Genomic DNA, 15,848 nt, shown 5'->3' on the forward strand with positions numbered 1-15,848 from the left:
TGGAAAATATTATTTAGATGAAGCAGTGAAGAATAGTATTCATAAATTTAATTGAATTGTGAGGAATACTAAGGACACAATGATCCAAAACTATGCATCAATCTCCGGCTCTATACCCGCCATAAAGCTTTTTACCTCACTTCCATATTTCCTGCTTACTTCAGCACGGTCCTCAGAATTATATGCTTCCACTAATTTTGGGTATAGCTTTTCGTTCGTAACCATCAGCATAAGGGAACTTTTTTCGATCTCCAGCAGCACTTCCTTTGGACTTAAATTATAAGTCTTTGCAAAAGCTTTGAGGTAACCTTCTAATGGAATGTCTGAAGAAAGGTCTTTTAATTGTTCAAGTGCCAATGCTTCCACCTCTTGTTCAGCAGCTTTTATGTCATATTTTACTTCGGCATATTCGATACTGGCATTTTCCAATTGAATCTTTTCCCTGGCATTCTTTATCAGTGCCTTTTTCGTTAATTCCGGCTTATGATCCATTTCCCTGCTTGCTATTCCTTTTACCACCCATCTTAGAAGTTCCTTGTCCTTTATTTCATAACTCTCCGCTTTCTTGATTGCCTTTACATAAATCTTCTCGTAATCTTCAACCTTAAACTCTTCCCCGTTCATCTTGGTTTCTTCCTTCACCTTTCCCACTCCAGCGGATTCCATTCCTGGCCTTATAAATCTGTCTGCAATAAAAAGAGTGATGAGAATGGCGAAAATAATCAGCAAATTTCTTTTCATAATCTGTTTAGACCCCTAACAATGTTAAATTTTTACTTTTCATTAATTCGACACTTTTTCTCACTTCCCTTTAAAACAGTAAAATTGAGACTTCCATCCGGCAAAAAGATTGCCAAAGCTCAAAAAACCCCTCTTAATTTACTAAGAAGGGTTTTCCAGCAGTTCCATTGATTAATTCACTTTACTTTTCCAAGGGTTTTCACAGAGTAATGGTCCAAATTTCGTTTTCACCATCATTGTGGCTGAACCACTTGCATACTCCGCTAAAGAAAACGAACCCGCTGGCGTTTCAGCCTGTATATCGACTCTTGCAGGGCAGCTCTTCATTACATTCATTATCTCTGCTGCTGTATGAATTGGGATCGGCTCTGGAGCACGCAGTATAAGATCAAGATCGCTCTCCGCTGTTACAGTCACGTTCCCGGTGGCCAGTTCAAACCCGGCACTTCCCCCTGGCCCCCATACCAGTTTATGTTTTGCCAATATCTCACTTGCTATGGTAAGAGATAAGAATACAGGTGATGGCTTATTTTCCCAAAGAGTGCTTGCTGTTAAATCTTCAGGCCTGATATGGGAAATGATCGCATCTGCTGGCAGAAAGGCACCGAATCTTTCATTCCTTGCCTTCCCCCTAATCCCTACAGCAATCTGCCCTTTCGGAGCATGTGCCCTCCGGACAACCACATAGGGTGCCATGTTCAGTGCTTGAATCGCCCAGTCCGGAATTGGTGTATGGCTTATGAGATGTTTTGCGTCAATCTTCAATAAGTCGTGCGGCTCGATTACCATTGGTCCGCCAGCATCTTTCTGACCAAAATGGAAGCGGATCTTCCTCCTTCTTTGGCAAAATCGGAGGAAAGCCTGCTGCTTAAATCACGCGGACAATTTTGGATGTCCTTGATTGCTGCCTGTATTCTGTTAAAGATTACATCACGGTCAGCTTCCCCTGGTGCATCAGCATTTAGATCGGAAATCAATTCATGGAGCGCCCCCAATTTTTCAAATGACCGGATATCATAAGCCATTGACGGCACTTTTTTGGTTGCTTCTTCAAGTTCTTCAATGGTTCTCTGCGTGATTCTTGCAGCAGATTTTTTGGACATCACATGGACATTGACCCCTTCATCATCCAAGGCAATTAATCGGTTCGCCTGCAATCCATGTGATAAAAATGCACCTGAAATAGCCTTTCCCGGAATAAAAGCAATGACCGGATGGCCGGACAATCTTGCTGTTGCATAGGCATCTGCAGCTGCAGCACATGCCTGATGGATTCCCAAAAGCTCTTCACGGTACCCGTAAGCCTGGCTTGGAACATCAACAACCGCTACAATTGCGCGTTTTTCTTCCTTATATTTATCTTCTTCGATTGCATCACGGACATGCTTGGCGATCATCCATCCCTGCTCCAGGCCAAATTCACCAGAACGTGCTCGAGGGAACCGGCTTGATTCATCCGGCACAACTGCCAGGAAGCGAACTGATACATCGCCGATTTTTGAATCGGAACATAAAACCGAAGGAACTGCACTGATGTTTTGGCTGCCGGCAGACAAAAGGTTAAACCATCTATGCCCCCTGCTTTTGATTTTCACAACATGATTCTTACTATCACTATCATCCTCTTCTGAATGATAATAGTCAGTTTCTGCCCACAAATCTTGAACTTTCTGAGGAGTGAGCACGGCAGAAGTATTTATAGAGCGAAGAAAAGCAAGATACCTTTCAACTTGTGAGCTTCTTGGCTTTTCCACAGGTCCCTGCAGGATGGCAGACAATATGGCTTTTCTGAAAGCGGCGATGTCATCCTCAGCCTCAATATCGGCAAAACCTGAAGCCACCCTTTGTCTGCCTCCAATCGTGCCCCAAATATGCTTGCGGTCAGTTGAATCAAACTCCTGTATCCCCGCTTCCTGCTCGATTACCTCTGGCCCATTTAATCCAAGCCGGCCTTCACGGGTAATGATTAACGTACTGCATAATCCTGCGTTAATGGACATCCCGCCAAAAGCGCCAATTTTCCCGGGAATGACTCCTATAACAGGCACGTATTCCCTTAATGCCACGATCGCTGCGCCTATTTCGGCAATGGATAAGAGTCCGTAGTTAGCTTCCTGGAGTCTGACACCCCCTGTATCAAAGATAAAAATAGGATAGATAGTATGGCCGGCCTTATTTTCAACAAGTGCCATCTCTAAAGCACCAGCTATCTTCGCACCGGAAACTTCTCCAATACCGCCTCCCTGAAAGCTGCCTTCTATGGAGATGACGACTGCCGGCCTCCCCTCTATTTTTCCTTTGCCGACCACAACCCCATCATCACTTTGGGGAACAATGCCCTGCGGTTCCAGGTGGGGGGATTCAAGACCTTCAAATGGTCCCAAAAGCTCCCTGAACGTGCCTTCATCCATAAGCACTCTTGCACGCTCTCTGCCTCCGCACTCTACAAAGCTATTTTTTAATGTATCCAGCATTTCTGCCCACCTCCAATGCTTGTGAGAGCCTTAATGATACAACGCCCGGAGTTGCCCCAAAATCATTGATCTTAATGTTTGCTGAAATAGCATGATGGCTGAAAAACCGTTCTAATACCTTTTCCCATATTTGATTGAAGCCTGTTGTACCAGTACGGACTGTTACATCTGCATATCCCTGGTCGGATGGCTCCATTAAAATCTCCAGGTCGCCTGATCCTACAACTCCCACATGGGCATTTGATTCAAGCATTTGAGTTGCAGGAAAGCGAAAGTTCAATTTCTCCATTCGGCAGCTCTCCTTCTGCTAAATTTTTAAAGCTTCTAATCTCCTAAACTCGCTTTTCGCATTCTGATCCAGATAATCCAGGAAAATGGCAGCGGCAAGCAAATCAGCGCTTCCACCCGGTGATACATTCATGCTGCATAACAATTGATCCAATTGTTCTAACAGCTGCCATCCTTTGTCGGCAGAAACCCCTCCTGCCAGTACTATTTCCTTTGCATGAGCCTTTGTGATTTCGAGGGCTTCTGCACCTCCCCTATGCATAATACATGTGTCATTTAGCTCTGCCATCAGTGCGATAAGTACGTTTAGCCTGCAAAAATTCTCCTTCAGACCTCTTTCTCTTGATTCTTCAAGAACTGGCAACGCTATCTGTCTGATATGGGGAAAACCTTGCTCGGCCTCTCCCCTTGCTCCGTCCACTCCAAACCTTGCTTTAACCCGGCTGCCATTTGTATTACCGGCAGGCAGGTTTCGATCTTTATATAGAGCTAGCCTTCCTGCCTGAACGGCTACCTCTTTGCCCGGGCTTTTCCCCAGGTCCATTGCAGCACTTGAAACGAGCAGCCCTAATGCCCATATCGCTCCTTTATGGGTATTTACTCCACCCGTAGCCAGGAACATCTCCTGTTCACCCCGCCTGCCAATCATGGCGATCTCTTCGCGCAGCTCCTGAGAAGGGGTCCGGTTAAAGCTTGTTTCAGCGATTACCCTGAATGTATCCTTAAGTGCAATAGCTGACCGAATCATTGTGTTTAATGACATATCTCTATGCGAGCCGGAGCTTTTCTTATCGACCAGTCCTGGTTTTGGCGTCAGCTCAGCCTCTTCAATGAGTGATTGTACGGCCAGCTTTCCAAGATATAGGCTGTAAGATTCTAAGTCTTTCATTGTTTCCAATCAGCCCCTTTACCAGCTTCTAAATTTGGCAGGCGGTTCATATAACCCTTCTGACCATTCCACAAGCTCCTCAACATTTTTGGCAGCCAGCAGGGATCGTTTTGCATCGGTCCTTCTAATTCCGAGATCCTCCGGAAGAGCGATTAATCCTTCTCTTCTTAATTTTTCCGTCGCCTTTACATCATGCTTCAGGCCAAGTGGGGTCACACCGGCAATGGCTGCGATGGCCTGCCTCCGCTCCTCCATGCTATCCGTTTTATATAGATAGGCAATGCCCTCCTCGGTGACTATATGTGTCACATCATGCCCATAAATCATGACAGGCGCTGTTTCAAGGCCTATATCTGCTTTAGCTCCTACAGCATCCAGCGATTCAACAAATACAGGTTTATTTCCGTTTTGGAAGGTTTCAACTACCTGAACAACCAATTTTCTTCCGCGTGCAAGCGGGTCAGTGTCCGTCATCATGTCAAGCCACGCTTGAGAGGAATGGCGCCTTCCTCCCGGATCATGTCCCATGTTCGGCGCTCCCCCAAAGCCGGCAAGCCGTCCTCTCGTTACAGTTGAAGAATTTCCAGCCTCGTCGATCTGAAGGCTCGAGCCTACAAATAGATCAACAGCATATTGTCCTGCAAGCTGGCAAAGTGTCCGGTTTGAGCGCAAGCTTCCATCATGACCGGTAAAAAAAACATCACGCCGGGCAGCGACGTATTTTTCCATGCCTACTTCTCCGCCAAAACAATGGATACTCTCTACCCATCCGCTTTCAATGGCCGGAATGAGTGTAGGATGAGGATTCAAAGCCCAATGCCTGCAAATTTTCCCCTTCAAGCCTAAGGATTCACCGTAGGTAGGGAGAAGCAGTTCAATCGCGGCAGTATTATAGCCTATCCCGTGATTCAGAGATTTCACTCCGTGCTTTTCATAGATTCCCCTTATGATCATCATGGCCTGCAGAATCTGAATATCTGTAATATGGCGAGGGTCACGTGTGAATAGCGGCTCAAGCTGATAAGGCTTGTCAGCAACAACGACAAAATCAATCCAGGAGCCTGGAATGTCTACGCGAGGCAATTCATCAGCCAGTTCATTCACCTGTGCAATGACAATTCCGCTGCTGAAGCCTGCCGCTTCAACAAGTGTCGGTGTTTCCTCCGTATTGGGGCCAGTATATAAGTTGCCTTCTGAATCAGCTTTATCCGCGGCCACTAAAGCCACTGAAGGAATCAAATCAATGAAGAGCCTTCCATATAACTCTACATATGTATGAATCTCTCCCATTGTCAGCTTCCCATCTTCAAGCATTTGCGCCATCCTGAGACTTTGCGGGCCGGCATATGAGAAGTCCACTTTGCTGGCAATGCCATACTCAAATATATCGAGATGTTCAGGTCGGGAAATGCTGGACATGATCATGTGCAAATCGAATAATTTTTTCGGATCAGCCTGAGCAAGAGCAGCTGAAAGGAAGGATGCCTGCTTTTGATTGTTCCCTTCAAGCACCACCCGATCGCCCGGCATAATCAGTGTTTCGAGAGCCTCGACAATTTGGCTGGTTGGAATAATTCGATTGCTGGTGATGCCTTTCATTCTCTCTAATCGTTTTTGCTTGGCTTCAAAACGTGTATTCCAGGATCGCTGTTTGGCAGCCTGCATGATAAAATTCCCCTCTCTATTAAAATATTTTAAGAACAAAATCTCTTTGCCAGGAAAAGGCAATTATCTAACCCATTTTCATCCACGGAGACAGAGCGGGCACCAGGCAGAGTTCTTTTATTTAATGTGGTCAGGACATTCCCTGGAGACATCTCAATCAAAAGCCTTGTGCCATGCTCACAAAGCAAAGAGCTGATTTCATACCAGCGGACCGGATGCGAAACATTATAACCGAGGTCTTCTCGAATTTGCTCCGGATCCCTTAATAGCCTTGCTGTCCGATTTGCGGCATATGGGATAAAAGGGGCACGGATATGGACAGAAGCAAGCTTGTCATATAAAGAATCACCGACTGATTTCAGCAAAGGACAATGGGATGGCACACTTACATTCAGAAGCTCGGCCGTCCTTGCGCCTCGTTGGCCGGCTTGATCAAGAACCTTCTTGATGCCCGGAATGGAGCCGGATATGGTTACCTGGTCTGCTGCATTAATATTCGAGGGATATACCGGATTCTCGTCTGAAGAAATGGCAGCAGTGATTTCATATACAATCCTGGCATCAAAACCAGTAATCACCCCCATCCCATAGCCCGATGGAAAAGCCTGCTCCATCAGCTCTCCTCTCAGCTTTACAATCTCCAAAGCATCGGTAAAACTCATCGCCCCGCACATAACGGCAGCTCCAAAGGCTCCGGCTGAATGACCTGCAGCAAAATCCGGCCTCACCCCTTCCGCTTTAAATGCTTTTGATACAGCCACTGACGCAATAAGCAAAGACAATTGAACTGAAACAGTGGACTTTAGGGCTTTGTCAGTATCGAGATTTAAGACATTTTCCCCTATTACATCTCTTGCTTCCTGCAGAACTTCAAGAGCGGCTGGGTGGTCCGGCAGGCTGTGCAGCATACCATTTTTTTGGGAGCCCTGGCCGGGAAATACGAATGCAAGCTTCATTCCATTCCCTCCCGCTTGCCCATCTTTCGTTTCATGCTGGCTATTACATCCTGATTATGCCTTGTGAGCAATTCTGCTGCCTCGTCTAATTTTCCATCTTTTAAAAGGCCAATTAATAGATCATGTTCACGCACTGACTTTTCAATATTTCCCTGGCTGGCAAATGAAAGACTCTGTATTCTCAGCAATGGCCATCCAAGCCGGGAATACATGGTCTTGATCGTTTCACTTTTGCTCATTTCTATAAGTGCCGTATGAAAAGAGTGGTTCAGCTGCGTGTACTGATGAACATCCGTAACATCGTTCATCTTGTCTAGAAGCGCTTTCATTTTTTTCAGCTCATGCTGATCAATTCCGTTTCTGCTGATTCTATCCATAGCCATTGACTCCAGCATGATCCGAATTTCCAGCAAATCATAAATTTCGTTTTCCGTGTAATCCTTAACGATGGCTCCTTTACGGGGTATCCTTTCCACAAGCCCTTCAATCGAAAGCAAGTAAATGGCCTCTCTTACTGGTGCACGGCTTGTTCCATACTCTTCGGCATAAATATGCTCTATCAATTTATCCCCAGGAACCAGCTCTCCCTTTAAGATTTGTTCGGTGATATGCTCCGCTATATGATTTGATAATGCATTTTGATTAAATTTATCCGCTTTCATGACATTGTCTCCTTTAGTGTAAAAATGTTTGGTCGACTGTCGATTTTAATTATAACGTTACATTTTCGATAATTCCATATTTTAAGAAAATTTTAAAAATTAATTGACTTCGTCTTTTCATTCGTTTTATGATGGGTTCTAGGAATACAGTCGACTGTAGATTATAAAAAATGAAAACGCTTTCTTTTCTGCAATCTTTGATTACCGGCCCCTAAGTTCAGTCAGATTATTAGATTCTATGCTTCTCTGTTCCTTAGCTCAGTGCAAAAATATTAAAGGAGAGATGAGATGGTTATTTACGGGGTTGCTTTATTATCTATCTGTTTATTATTGGGTGTATTTTTGGGAGATCTTCTTGGAAACATTCTGGGAATAGACGCAAATGTCGGCGGTGTAGGCATTGCCATGCTGATGTTAATCCTTCTGGCTGAATACTTAAAGAAGAAAGATAAATTAAAGGCTCCGACACAGGAAGGGTTGTCGTTCTGGAGCGCCATGTATATCCCCATCGTTATTGCCATGTCAGCTCAGCAAAATGTGATTGCAGCTCTGGACGGAGGACCTCTTGCCCTAACCGCGGGAGTTGCTGCAGTTCTGATCAGCTGGGCGATCGTACCTATTCTAAGCAAGGGCGGCAATACAGACGAAACGCTGGAAAATGAAATGACGGGAGGGGATCAGCGTGTTAGAAATATTAGGTAATGCACTCACGGACAATGGCCTTATCGTTGCTTTCACTGTGGTAGGATTAACAATGTTCGTCTCTTATTTCCTCTCTGATAAACTGACAAAAGGCAGAATACACGGTTCAGCCATTGCCATAGCTCTTGGATTGGTGCTCGCCTATATTGGCGGAATGGTAACCGGCGGTGAAAAAGGCCTTTCTGACATCGGCATTTTCGCTGGAATCGGATTGATGGGCGGAGGCATGCTCCGTGACTTTGCCATTGTGGCCACTGCCTTTGGCGCCAATTTCAGTGAAATCAAAAAAGCCGGTGTAAATGGCGTTGTTTCCCTCTTTTTGGGTGTTGTCCTCTCCTTTGTAATCGGAGTTGGAATTGCCCTGGCATTTGGATATACTGACGCGGTCAGCCTTACAACAATTGGTGCCGGCACTGCAACATACATAGTTGGGCCTGTAACAGGAACGGCGATTGGAGCCAGCTCTGAAGTCATTACTCTCAGTATCGCAGCGGGTTTAGTAAAATCCATTCTTACGATGATCGGAACACCTTTTGTCGCAAAGTATATTGGCCTTAATAACCCCCGCACGGCAATGGTTTACGGAGGGCTTATGGGAACGACAAGCGGAGTTGCAGGCGGATTGGCTGCTACCGATCCAAAGCTGGTGCCCTATGGAGCGGTTACGGCAACCTTTTACACGGGACTGGGCTGTCTGATGGCACCATCTGTGTTATTTTTAATGACAAAAGCTGTGTTCGGTTAAATACATTAAATCAGTAAAAGCGGCATTGTGCCGCTTTTTTCTGCTGTAATGGGGGCCTGCCCCCAGTTTATCGGAACAGGCTCCAGCTTCTACTTATCCTTTTTCCTTGTGATAATGTAATTCCTCTTCCCTTTTTCAACGGTGTAGGTACTCGTTGTTCTTTCCATAATAAAGCTGAAGGTGTTGACCGTGCGTTTGGATATTCTTGATTCCAGCTTCTCTGTCCGATCATATTTGTATGTAAGATCTTTTTCAGCAGCATTCAGCTTAAAACAATGTCCGCCGCTCACATAAACGTTTGATAGATCATGATCTTCAGGCAAGATGGCTTCTACATGATGAAGAGCAAACCACACACACTCCTCCTGCCCCGGCGAAGTATGAGGAAACCAATACATGTTAATCTCTCCTGGAATTCGTACAGGCACTGCCTTGCATGGGCCAAGAATGGCTCTCGAACCGCTGATGGCCCCATTCAAGTCAAAGCCATAATACTTGAGGCTTTCATCAATGATCTCGACAGGTTTCATATCTACCTTAAACGTATAGTCACCTTCCAAAACCAGACTGTGGCATTCCCCATTATCATTAAACTGAGCTCTAATCGATTTCGTTTCAGGAACAATAATATATCTCCTTATTTGCGTTGCTTCCATCGTTAGTAAAAGCCTCCTTTTAATTTAACTATTTAAAAAATGAAATTTAAGGAGTATACTAACTTATGAGCTGGTATACTCCATCTCACTGAGACTCTCAGGCTATCGTCTGCCAGGACCTGCCTGAGGGTTTTTATTTTGCTTACAATTTACTCACCTCCTTTGAGACTTCAGCTGAGTGATCAATACCTTTTCACCAGATTGATACAGGACCCTTAGTTTCTTGCTGATGAACCAAAATTTGTAATACCCCTCTTCCCGAGGTCTATTATAGGCATTTTGTCTGATTATTGTAAATTATTTTTTTTTGATAAACTATGTCATTATCACTACTTTTTCTTGATTTTATTTATTTAGGCTGTTTCTATACTATTGACAAACTGGGGAAGAAAAAATATAATGTGCACTTAAATTATCTGGATTTAAAATATGACTGTTATTTGTGATGCATGTCACAAACAACACCTATCCTTTCATTTTTTAGCCATTGCCAGAAAAGTCTTGGATGAAGAAAAGAAATTTATTTTCTAATTTCGAATATTTTGTGAACTTCTTCCGTAAAACAAGTTGAGAATGAACAGAGGTTCCATCTGGTCCGGCTCAATGATTTATAAATTCTAAAAAAAACACGTGCCCTATCTTAACAAGGCACGCATTTTTCATTTGCTTTTTAAGATTCTTCCCCTGTCTCTTCCATTGCATCCGGATAAATGATCTCGTCAAATACCTCGCCTGTCGCCGCATCCTTAACCAAGATCTTTACTTCGTATTCCTCAGGACTCACCCCGTTGAATAGCTGATAAAACATTCCGGATAGTCCAAGTCCAAACACGGCAAATCCATCAAAGCTGTTTTCATAAGCTTCTCTTTCCACTTCTAAAGTAAACTCTGAATAGTCCTTGTTGTGCGAAACGGCTTTTACAGACGGATAATCTTCACCATTCTTCGTATCCGCAATGGTTTTTTGCAGCTCAGTTTCCATCTCCTTCATCATTTCCTTATGCTTACTCTTAGACATTTTATAAGTCGCTGAACCGTCATCATTCTTGGTGACTTTAATGCCTTCCTTTTCGGCATCTGCAATGGAGCTATCCATATCTTCACCTTCGAACATGGAAGCTGGCAGCGTTACCTCTACATTTAACAGACCTTTATCCACTTTGACAGACTCGTTTTCATCTTCACTCTTCTTATCAGCTTCTTTTGGCGTTTCCTCCGTTCCTGTATCCTTTGTTTCCTCACTGCTGCATCCTGTGATGAACAAAAAGGCTGCCAATATCACCAGTCCTAAAAAGTGCTTGCTTCTCATAATTTTTTCCCCCTGTTATTAAAATTCTCTTGTTGAATACCAGTTAGTTGGTATATTCATATCTTATCAGGGAGGGGTATCAAAAAATCGGAATGGTTCTTGAATAATAGCTATGTTCATAAATAGTAAGTTTTACACTGATGGAATCATAGCAGATATTTTTGCTTTTTAGCGCATAAACATCAGTAACGAGCAGCAGAAAAGAGGGAGAGCCATGTCCTTTATCGGATTTGAACTTATAGCCAAAAGAGCATGGACCGTTTTGCCAGGCCACACTTTTTCAATGTCCGTCCTATGGAACAAAAAAAAAATCCCTTCATCCATCGGAAGAGACATCTATCATGAAACTGGACTGATTCTCCCTGATAAAAGAATTGCAGCTACAGGGAGGATACACCATCTGTCTGAAAATACAATCAATCACTATGAACCTTTACAAACAGCACCTTGTAAGCTTATTTGCCGGCCTGACTTTCTCCTGGATGATCTTAAAATTGAACTACTTGCGCAGAAGAAAGGGATTATGGAACCCTTTCATCAAACGGCCGTTCTTTTCTTATGGAGCGAGGAAAACAATCTTTTAAGCAAAACAGAGCTCCACCTGGATCCCCAATCAATTGAAAGGAACCCTCCAGATCAATATTTTATCGATCTATCTTTTTTACTGGGTAAAATTTAGACCTTATAATCAATCCTTAAAGCCATTTTTTCACCTTCACTCCGAGCATTAAACCAATATCGGTGTTAAGAAATAAACAATTAAAAAGGCTGTCAATATACGCATAACGATTCCTAATACAGCTGCTCCCAATGCTTCTTTTTCACTGAGGTCAGAATTAGCTGCCCAAATAACCGGGATTTGACCAAAGATTGTTGACAGGGGTAAACCCGATGACGCCAGCACGAAAGATCCAATCACCAAGCGTGGATCCAAAGAACCCGCAACTTCTGATAACTGGGCCATTGCAAGCGCCGGACTAGCCAAAATTGAAAGAATACCAGTCTCCGGGTGAATATTTAGAGCTAACAATACTGCTGATAAGCCGGACTCAAATTTTGACCAAATTCCGATATAGTCCAAAACGCCAATAGCAGCAAACACGACAGCGGCAGCAGGAATAATGAGAAGGAATAAAAGCTCTGCTCCCTCCCTGGCTGCATTAAATAATGTTGGAAGAAATCCAGTATTGGGTGTGAATTGAGGCAGCTTTGCAATTTGGACAGCTTTCGTATCCCGATAAATGGTTTTAGATAGAAGAAACGGGACTATAATGACAGGCATGAAAACAGCTAACACAACGACTACAAAGGCATTGGCCCCTACAGCCGTTAATGCAACCATGCCTAACATAAATGTAGCAAAGGATTGCTGAGATTGAACCATGGTTGCTACCGCTATTTTCTGCTCTGCTTTTGTTGCTCCCGAACGGATCAAAATCGGTCCGGCAATTTTTCCGGCAGCATTTATATCACCAAGAATATTATAAATACTCGGAATAATAACAGCTGAATTTACTTTCATCAGCTTTGTAACAGGGATAAATATCCGAATTAACGCGTCTGTAAATCCCAGCCTTTCCAGTACCCGGCCTAAAATGACACTAACAATAATGGAAACTCCTACCGTGCCGGTTAAAAATATCTCTACGATAACCGGGAAAACCTGATCGACAATGGAAGTAAATAACCCGGCTAAGGTTCCTGGAGAGATTAACAATACCAACAGTGAGGCTATTACTAAACCAAGACCTACTACTTCGATTTGTGTCCATTTTCTGGTTAAAGGTATCGGGGTACCAGTCTCTTCTATTTCTATATTTTTTTGTACTAAGGATTTAACCTCGCTCATCTACCTGCACTCCTTTTCTATAACGTATGGACAGCCGTTTTTTTCAATAGATAACCAGCAGCCATTTCTTCTGCATATTTCTTTAAATGAGGTGATCCCATTTCATTTATGGACATGCTTGTCACACGTTCCCGGAAAACAACGACTTCAACACCAGGCAGCAGTCTGTCTAAGGCATAAGCTAAAGGTAAACCATTTTCGAGTATTTCTAACACATGGCAGTTGCCAATAATAAAATTAACTCCTAACTTCTTAGCCGTTTCAATCAGGGGATGTCCATCATAAACACGGCTAATGGAAGCGAGAACAGTGTCAGCTTCCGGGTGTTCTTTGATGACTTGCCGCAAATGATCAGGGGAAAATCCCGTATGCGGGAAAATGTGCACAATATTGTTCACAGGGCTGGTTTCTTCACCAACAACAATTCTCCCGCGCGTCACCGTACTTGTTTCAACCAGAGATGAAGCAGTGCGAAGCTCCTTTTCAGTATGTAATAGATCATCTTCGTCCTGCAGACCCATATATTTATCTAACCGGGTTAGAATATCTCCGAGAGTGTTCACCTCTGGGATTACTTTTCCCACATATAAAATATTTCCGTGTACTCCTCCATAAGAAACCTCTGTCCGGTAGACCTGATGGCCGTGCAAAAAAGGGATGCCAGGATGTAATCCATGGAAAGCTTCATGCAATTCAAAAGCAGCTACGTTATATAAATCCAGATAGTTTTTCAAAATAACACCACCTGAATTTGCCGCTTCAGCTATCGGATGGTGAGCAACAATGGCATCGACACCAGTAGCTCCGGCAAGTTCGATACTTCCTTCTGTCATTGTCATAGCAACGGCTATTTTTTTTACTTCTTTTTTCATGTCACCATAGACAAGACCAGGCGTTTCGATAATCTCTTTTCCGGGAATGTTGGAAGACTTCATGAGGACAAAGGGATGCTCCCCTCTCGTTATATCATTTAGTGATTTAATCACTCTTCCTCCTGTAAGGTCATCCAGCGCAATCAATACATCTTCTACTGTTTTCATAATGTTGCTGCCTCCTCTATTTTTTTATAAAAAAAACCGTCAGCACAAATCAAACAGACGCTAATCTGAAAGATTGTACTGACGGTTTTTATGCACTCTTAAGAGTTCAATGGACCAGTCATCATTATTTAGTTACCTGGAAATATAGGCACTTGTATCGCGATCCAGGGTAATGATAGTACCTGAAAGTTCAGTAACGGGATCATAGTCTTTTAAAATAGAAAGTACCTTCATCCCATATTTTTCTTCCAGGACATTCCTTAAGTGTTCCTTATAACTATCAATGATGGCAATGTCAGTCATTCGGGTTACAAAGCGATTAATCTCGTCCAAATGTTTAAGAGAAGGAATTCTCTTATGATAGGCGAAAATTAATATCTTATCCCCCAAAAAGTCGATTCTTTGACTTTTGACACCAATGTTAAACAAAAGAAGGTTAATATTGTTATAGTCCTTGATAAGTTCCTGTTTAAATGGGCCAGCAGTCCAACTCATTTACTCACACCATCTTTTTGAAATTTCAGAATCATTTGATAAATAGAATTTATCATAGTTAAAACTATCTGTAAAGTGTTTATATTAAAAATATAATTTACTAGATAAAATTTGCATCATTAAAACTCTTCCTTCAGAAACTACTCATTCCGCTATCATTTCCAGGTTATTATTTGTATACTTCATGAGAACTTTTCCCCTGATTACAACCATCTTTATATTTTCTAAATTACTCAGGCACTCAAGCGGATTTTCTTTAAGTAAAATCAGATTTGCCCTGTAGCCCTCTTTAATTTGCCCAACGTCATGTCCTAAAATTTTTCCGGCATTTACTGTTGCTGTTTTTAGCACCTCTTTCGCATCAGGAATCATTTCATTCATGGTATACAATTCATCCAGCAGCGCCCGGTGAGATGTACATGGTGAACCCGCATCTGAACCCGCCCCAATTACGATATTCCGGTTAAAGTAGCATTCAAATGCATTCCGATGAATGCTGACGATTTCCTCTGCTTTGTCTCTTGCATAAGAAGGGATCCCTTCCTGAGTAGCAATTTGCTTATAAACGAACAATGTTGGAATCCAGGCCGTATTCCGTTCTTCCATTAAGGCAACCAGTTCATCATCCAGAAAATGGCCATGCTCAATCGTATCGACTCCCGCAAGTATCGAATTATGTATTCCATCACGACCAATCGCATGGGACGCAACTTTGAGACCAAAACGATGCGCCTCATTACAGATGACTTCCTGCTCTTCCAGGCTAAGTTCCGCATTGCCGACCTGTTCCCCTTCTATTCTTCCGTAGACCCCGCCAGTAGAACTTACTTTAATCACTTGAGCACCTTTAAAAATTTGTTCTCGCACACCTTTTAGCGCCTCTTCCATCCCATCGACAAATCTTGCCCAGAACGGATCATGCCCGCCTGTCATGGTTAATGTTTTTCCGCTGGCTATGACATCAGGACCTGAAATGAGCCCCCTTTTGATCCCTTTTGCCACATGCAGAGCAATATCATCAATGGAGCCAATGTCCCTGACAGTTGTTATACCGTGCTGGAGATAGGTTTGACAGTTGGAAACAGCTCTTATCAGCATCTGCTCATAGCCTTCTGTTTCGGAAGTTTGAACCGGATTCAATGAACCGTCCCACATCATATGAATATGTAAATCTATCAAACCTGGAGCTAGAAACCCTCCATTTCCATCGATGACTTTTACGGTGGCCGGCAGTTGGGATTCAGGGATAATATCTTTTATCAACCCATCCTTTATCAAAAGAGCTAAACCCTTCTTACATTCCAATTCTTCACCAAATAATAGCTGCACATTCGAAATTACAAACTCCATCACATGTTCCTCCTATCACTTTTAAAA

At 43.2% G+C, this 15,848-nt stretch carries 17 protein-coding genes; 3 read left to right on the forward strand and 14 right to left on the reverse strand.

Annotation, left to right across the window (positions count from 1 at the left end; genetic code table 11):
- Positions 1-90: 90 nt before the first annotated feature.
- From AC0VZ9_RS16140 to AC0VZ9_RS16175, 8 genes are all read right to left on the reverse strand, one after another.
- A complete protein-coding gene (locus AC0VZ9_RS16140; protein WP_009333925.1) occupies positions 91-741 on the reverse strand; it encodes a hypothetical protein in 651 nt (216 codons plus the stop codon).
- 171 nt (positions 742-912) lie between these two features.
- Positions 913-1,530: a malonate decarboxylase holo-ACP synthase gene (locus AC0VZ9_RS16145; RefSeq protein WP_252245053.1), complete on the reverse strand. Its 618-nt coding sequence runs from the start codon at positions 1,528-1,530 to the stop codon at positions 913-915.
- Positions 1,524-3,215, reverse strand: coding sequence for a biotin-independent malonate decarboxylase subunit beta (gene mdcD / locus AC0VZ9_RS16150; RefSeq protein WP_009333923.1), 1,692 nt, complete (start codon positions 3,213-3,215; stop codon positions 1,524-1,526). Before mdcD ends, AC0VZ9_RS16145 begins: the two co-directional genes overlap by 7 nt.
- On the reverse strand, positions 3,193-3,504 hold the full coding sequence (locus AC0VZ9_RS16155; RefSeq protein ID WP_009333922.1) for a malonate decarboxylase subunit delta: 312 nt from the start codon (positions 3,502-3,504) through the stop codon (positions 3,193-3,195). The genes mdcD and AC0VZ9_RS16155 overlap by 23 nt, the downstream gene beginning before the upstream one ends.
- 18 nt (positions 3,505-3,522) lie before the next feature.
- Complete coding sequence (locus AC0VZ9_RS16160; protein ID WP_341001783.1) at positions 3,523-4,392, reverse strand: triphosphoribosyl-dephospho-CoA synthase; 870 nt, start codon at positions 4,390-4,392, stop codon at positions 3,523-3,525.
- A gap of 18 nt (positions 4,393-4,410) precedes the next feature.
- The gene (gene mdcA / locus AC0VZ9_RS16165) at positions 4,411-6,057 is read right to left on the reverse strand and encodes a malonate decarboxylase subunit alpha (protein ID WP_252245055.1); all 1,647 of its coding nucleotides are present in this window, start codon (positions 6,055-6,057) and stop codon (positions 4,411-4,413) included.
- 29 nt (positions 6,058-6,086) lie between these two features.
- Positions 6,087-7,013 carry a malonate decarboxylase subunit epsilon gene (gene mdcH / locus AC0VZ9_RS16170; RefSeq protein ID WP_475396457.1) on the reverse strand — a complete coding sequence of 309 codons (927 nt, stop codon included), beginning with the start codon at positions 7,011-7,013 and terminating at the stop codon, positions 6,087-6,089.
- Positions 7,010-7,675 (reverse strand): GntR family transcriptional regulator, encoded by a 666-nt coding sequence (locus AC0VZ9_RS16175; protein WP_475396458.1) that lies wholly within the window; start codon positions 7,673-7,675, stop codon positions 7,010-7,012. Before AC0VZ9_RS16175 ends, mdcH begins: the two co-directional genes overlap by 4 nt.
- A 288-nt stretch (positions 7,676-7,963) precedes the next feature.
- Between AC0VZ9_RS16175 and madL the strand changes: the two genes are divergently transcribed.
- Together madL and madM are read left to right on the forward strand one after the other, a co-directional pair.
- Positions 7,964-8,377: a malonate transporter subunit MadL gene (gene madL / locus AC0VZ9_RS16180; protein WP_475396459.1), complete on the forward strand. Its 414-nt coding sequence runs from the start codon at positions 7,964-7,966 to the stop codon at positions 8,375-8,377.
- Positions 8,358-9,122, forward strand: coding sequence for a malonate transporter subunit MadM (gene madM / locus AC0VZ9_RS16185; protein WP_256815152.1), 765 nt, complete (start codon positions 8,358-8,360; stop codon positions 9,120-9,122). The genes madL and madM overlap by 20 nt, the downstream gene beginning before the upstream one ends.
- Before the next feature lie 89 nt (positions 9,123-9,211).
- On the opposite strand, the gene AC0VZ9_RS16190 is transcribed toward madM, so the two are convergent.
- Both AC0VZ9_RS16190 and AC0VZ9_RS16195 read right to left on the reverse strand, forming a co-directional pair.
- Entirely contained in the window at positions 9,212-9,778 is a 567-nt protein-coding gene (locus tag AC0VZ9_RS16190) for a competence protein ComK (protein ID WP_217025648.1), read from the reverse strand.
- A 670-nt stretch (positions 9,779-10,448) separates the two neighbouring features.
- Positions 10,449-11,087 (reverse strand): hypothetical protein, encoded by a 639-nt coding sequence (locus tag AC0VZ9_RS16195; RefSeq protein ID WP_475396460.1) that lies wholly within the window; start codon positions 11,085-11,087, stop codon positions 10,449-10,451.
- Positions 11,088-11,301: 214 nt separating this feature from the next.
- Here AC0VZ9_RS16195 and AC0VZ9_RS16200 point away from each other — a divergent pair, with 214 nt between their 5' ends.
- Positions 11,302-11,766: a hypothetical protein gene (locus tag AC0VZ9_RS16200; protein ID WP_475396461.1), complete on the forward strand. Its 465-nt coding sequence runs from the start codon at positions 11,302-11,304 to the stop codon at positions 11,764-11,766.
- A 48-nt stretch (positions 11,767-11,814) separates the two neighbouring features.
- On the opposite strand, the gene AC0VZ9_RS16205 is transcribed toward AC0VZ9_RS16200, so the two are convergent.
- The 4 genes from AC0VZ9_RS16205 to AC0VZ9_RS16220 all read right to left on the reverse strand — a co-directional run bounded on the left by AC0VZ9_RS16205 (position 11,815) and on the right by AC0VZ9_RS16220 (position 15,821).
- Positions 11,815-12,936, reverse strand: a complete 1,122-nt coding sequence (locus tag AC0VZ9_RS16205) for a hypothetical protein (RefSeq protein ID WP_284521827.1) — start codon at positions 12,934-12,936, stop codon at positions 11,815-11,817.
- Positions 12,937-12,953: 17 nt separating this feature from the next.
- Complete coding sequence (locus tag AC0VZ9_RS16210) at positions 12,954-13,976, reverse strand: Nif3-like dinuclear metal center hexameric protein (protein ID WP_475396462.1); 1,023 nt, start codon at positions 13,974-13,976, stop codon at positions 12,954-12,956.
- Positions 13,977-14,108: 132 nt separating this feature from the next.
- On the reverse strand, positions 14,109-14,471 hold the full coding sequence (locus tag AC0VZ9_RS16215) for a Na-translocating system protein MpsC family protein (protein WP_009333910.1): 363 nt from the start codon (positions 14,469-14,471) through the stop codon (positions 14,109-14,111).
- Positions 14,472-14,615: 144 nt separating this feature from the next.
- Complete coding sequence (locus AC0VZ9_RS16220) at positions 14,616-15,821, reverse strand: metal-dependent hydrolase family protein (protein ID WP_475396463.1); 1,206 nt, start codon at positions 15,819-15,821, stop codon at positions 14,616-14,618.
- Positions 15,822-15,848: the final 27 nt, after the last annotated feature.

The sequence above is a fragment of the Cytobacillus sp. QJM3NY_8 genome, assembly GCF_056173585.1.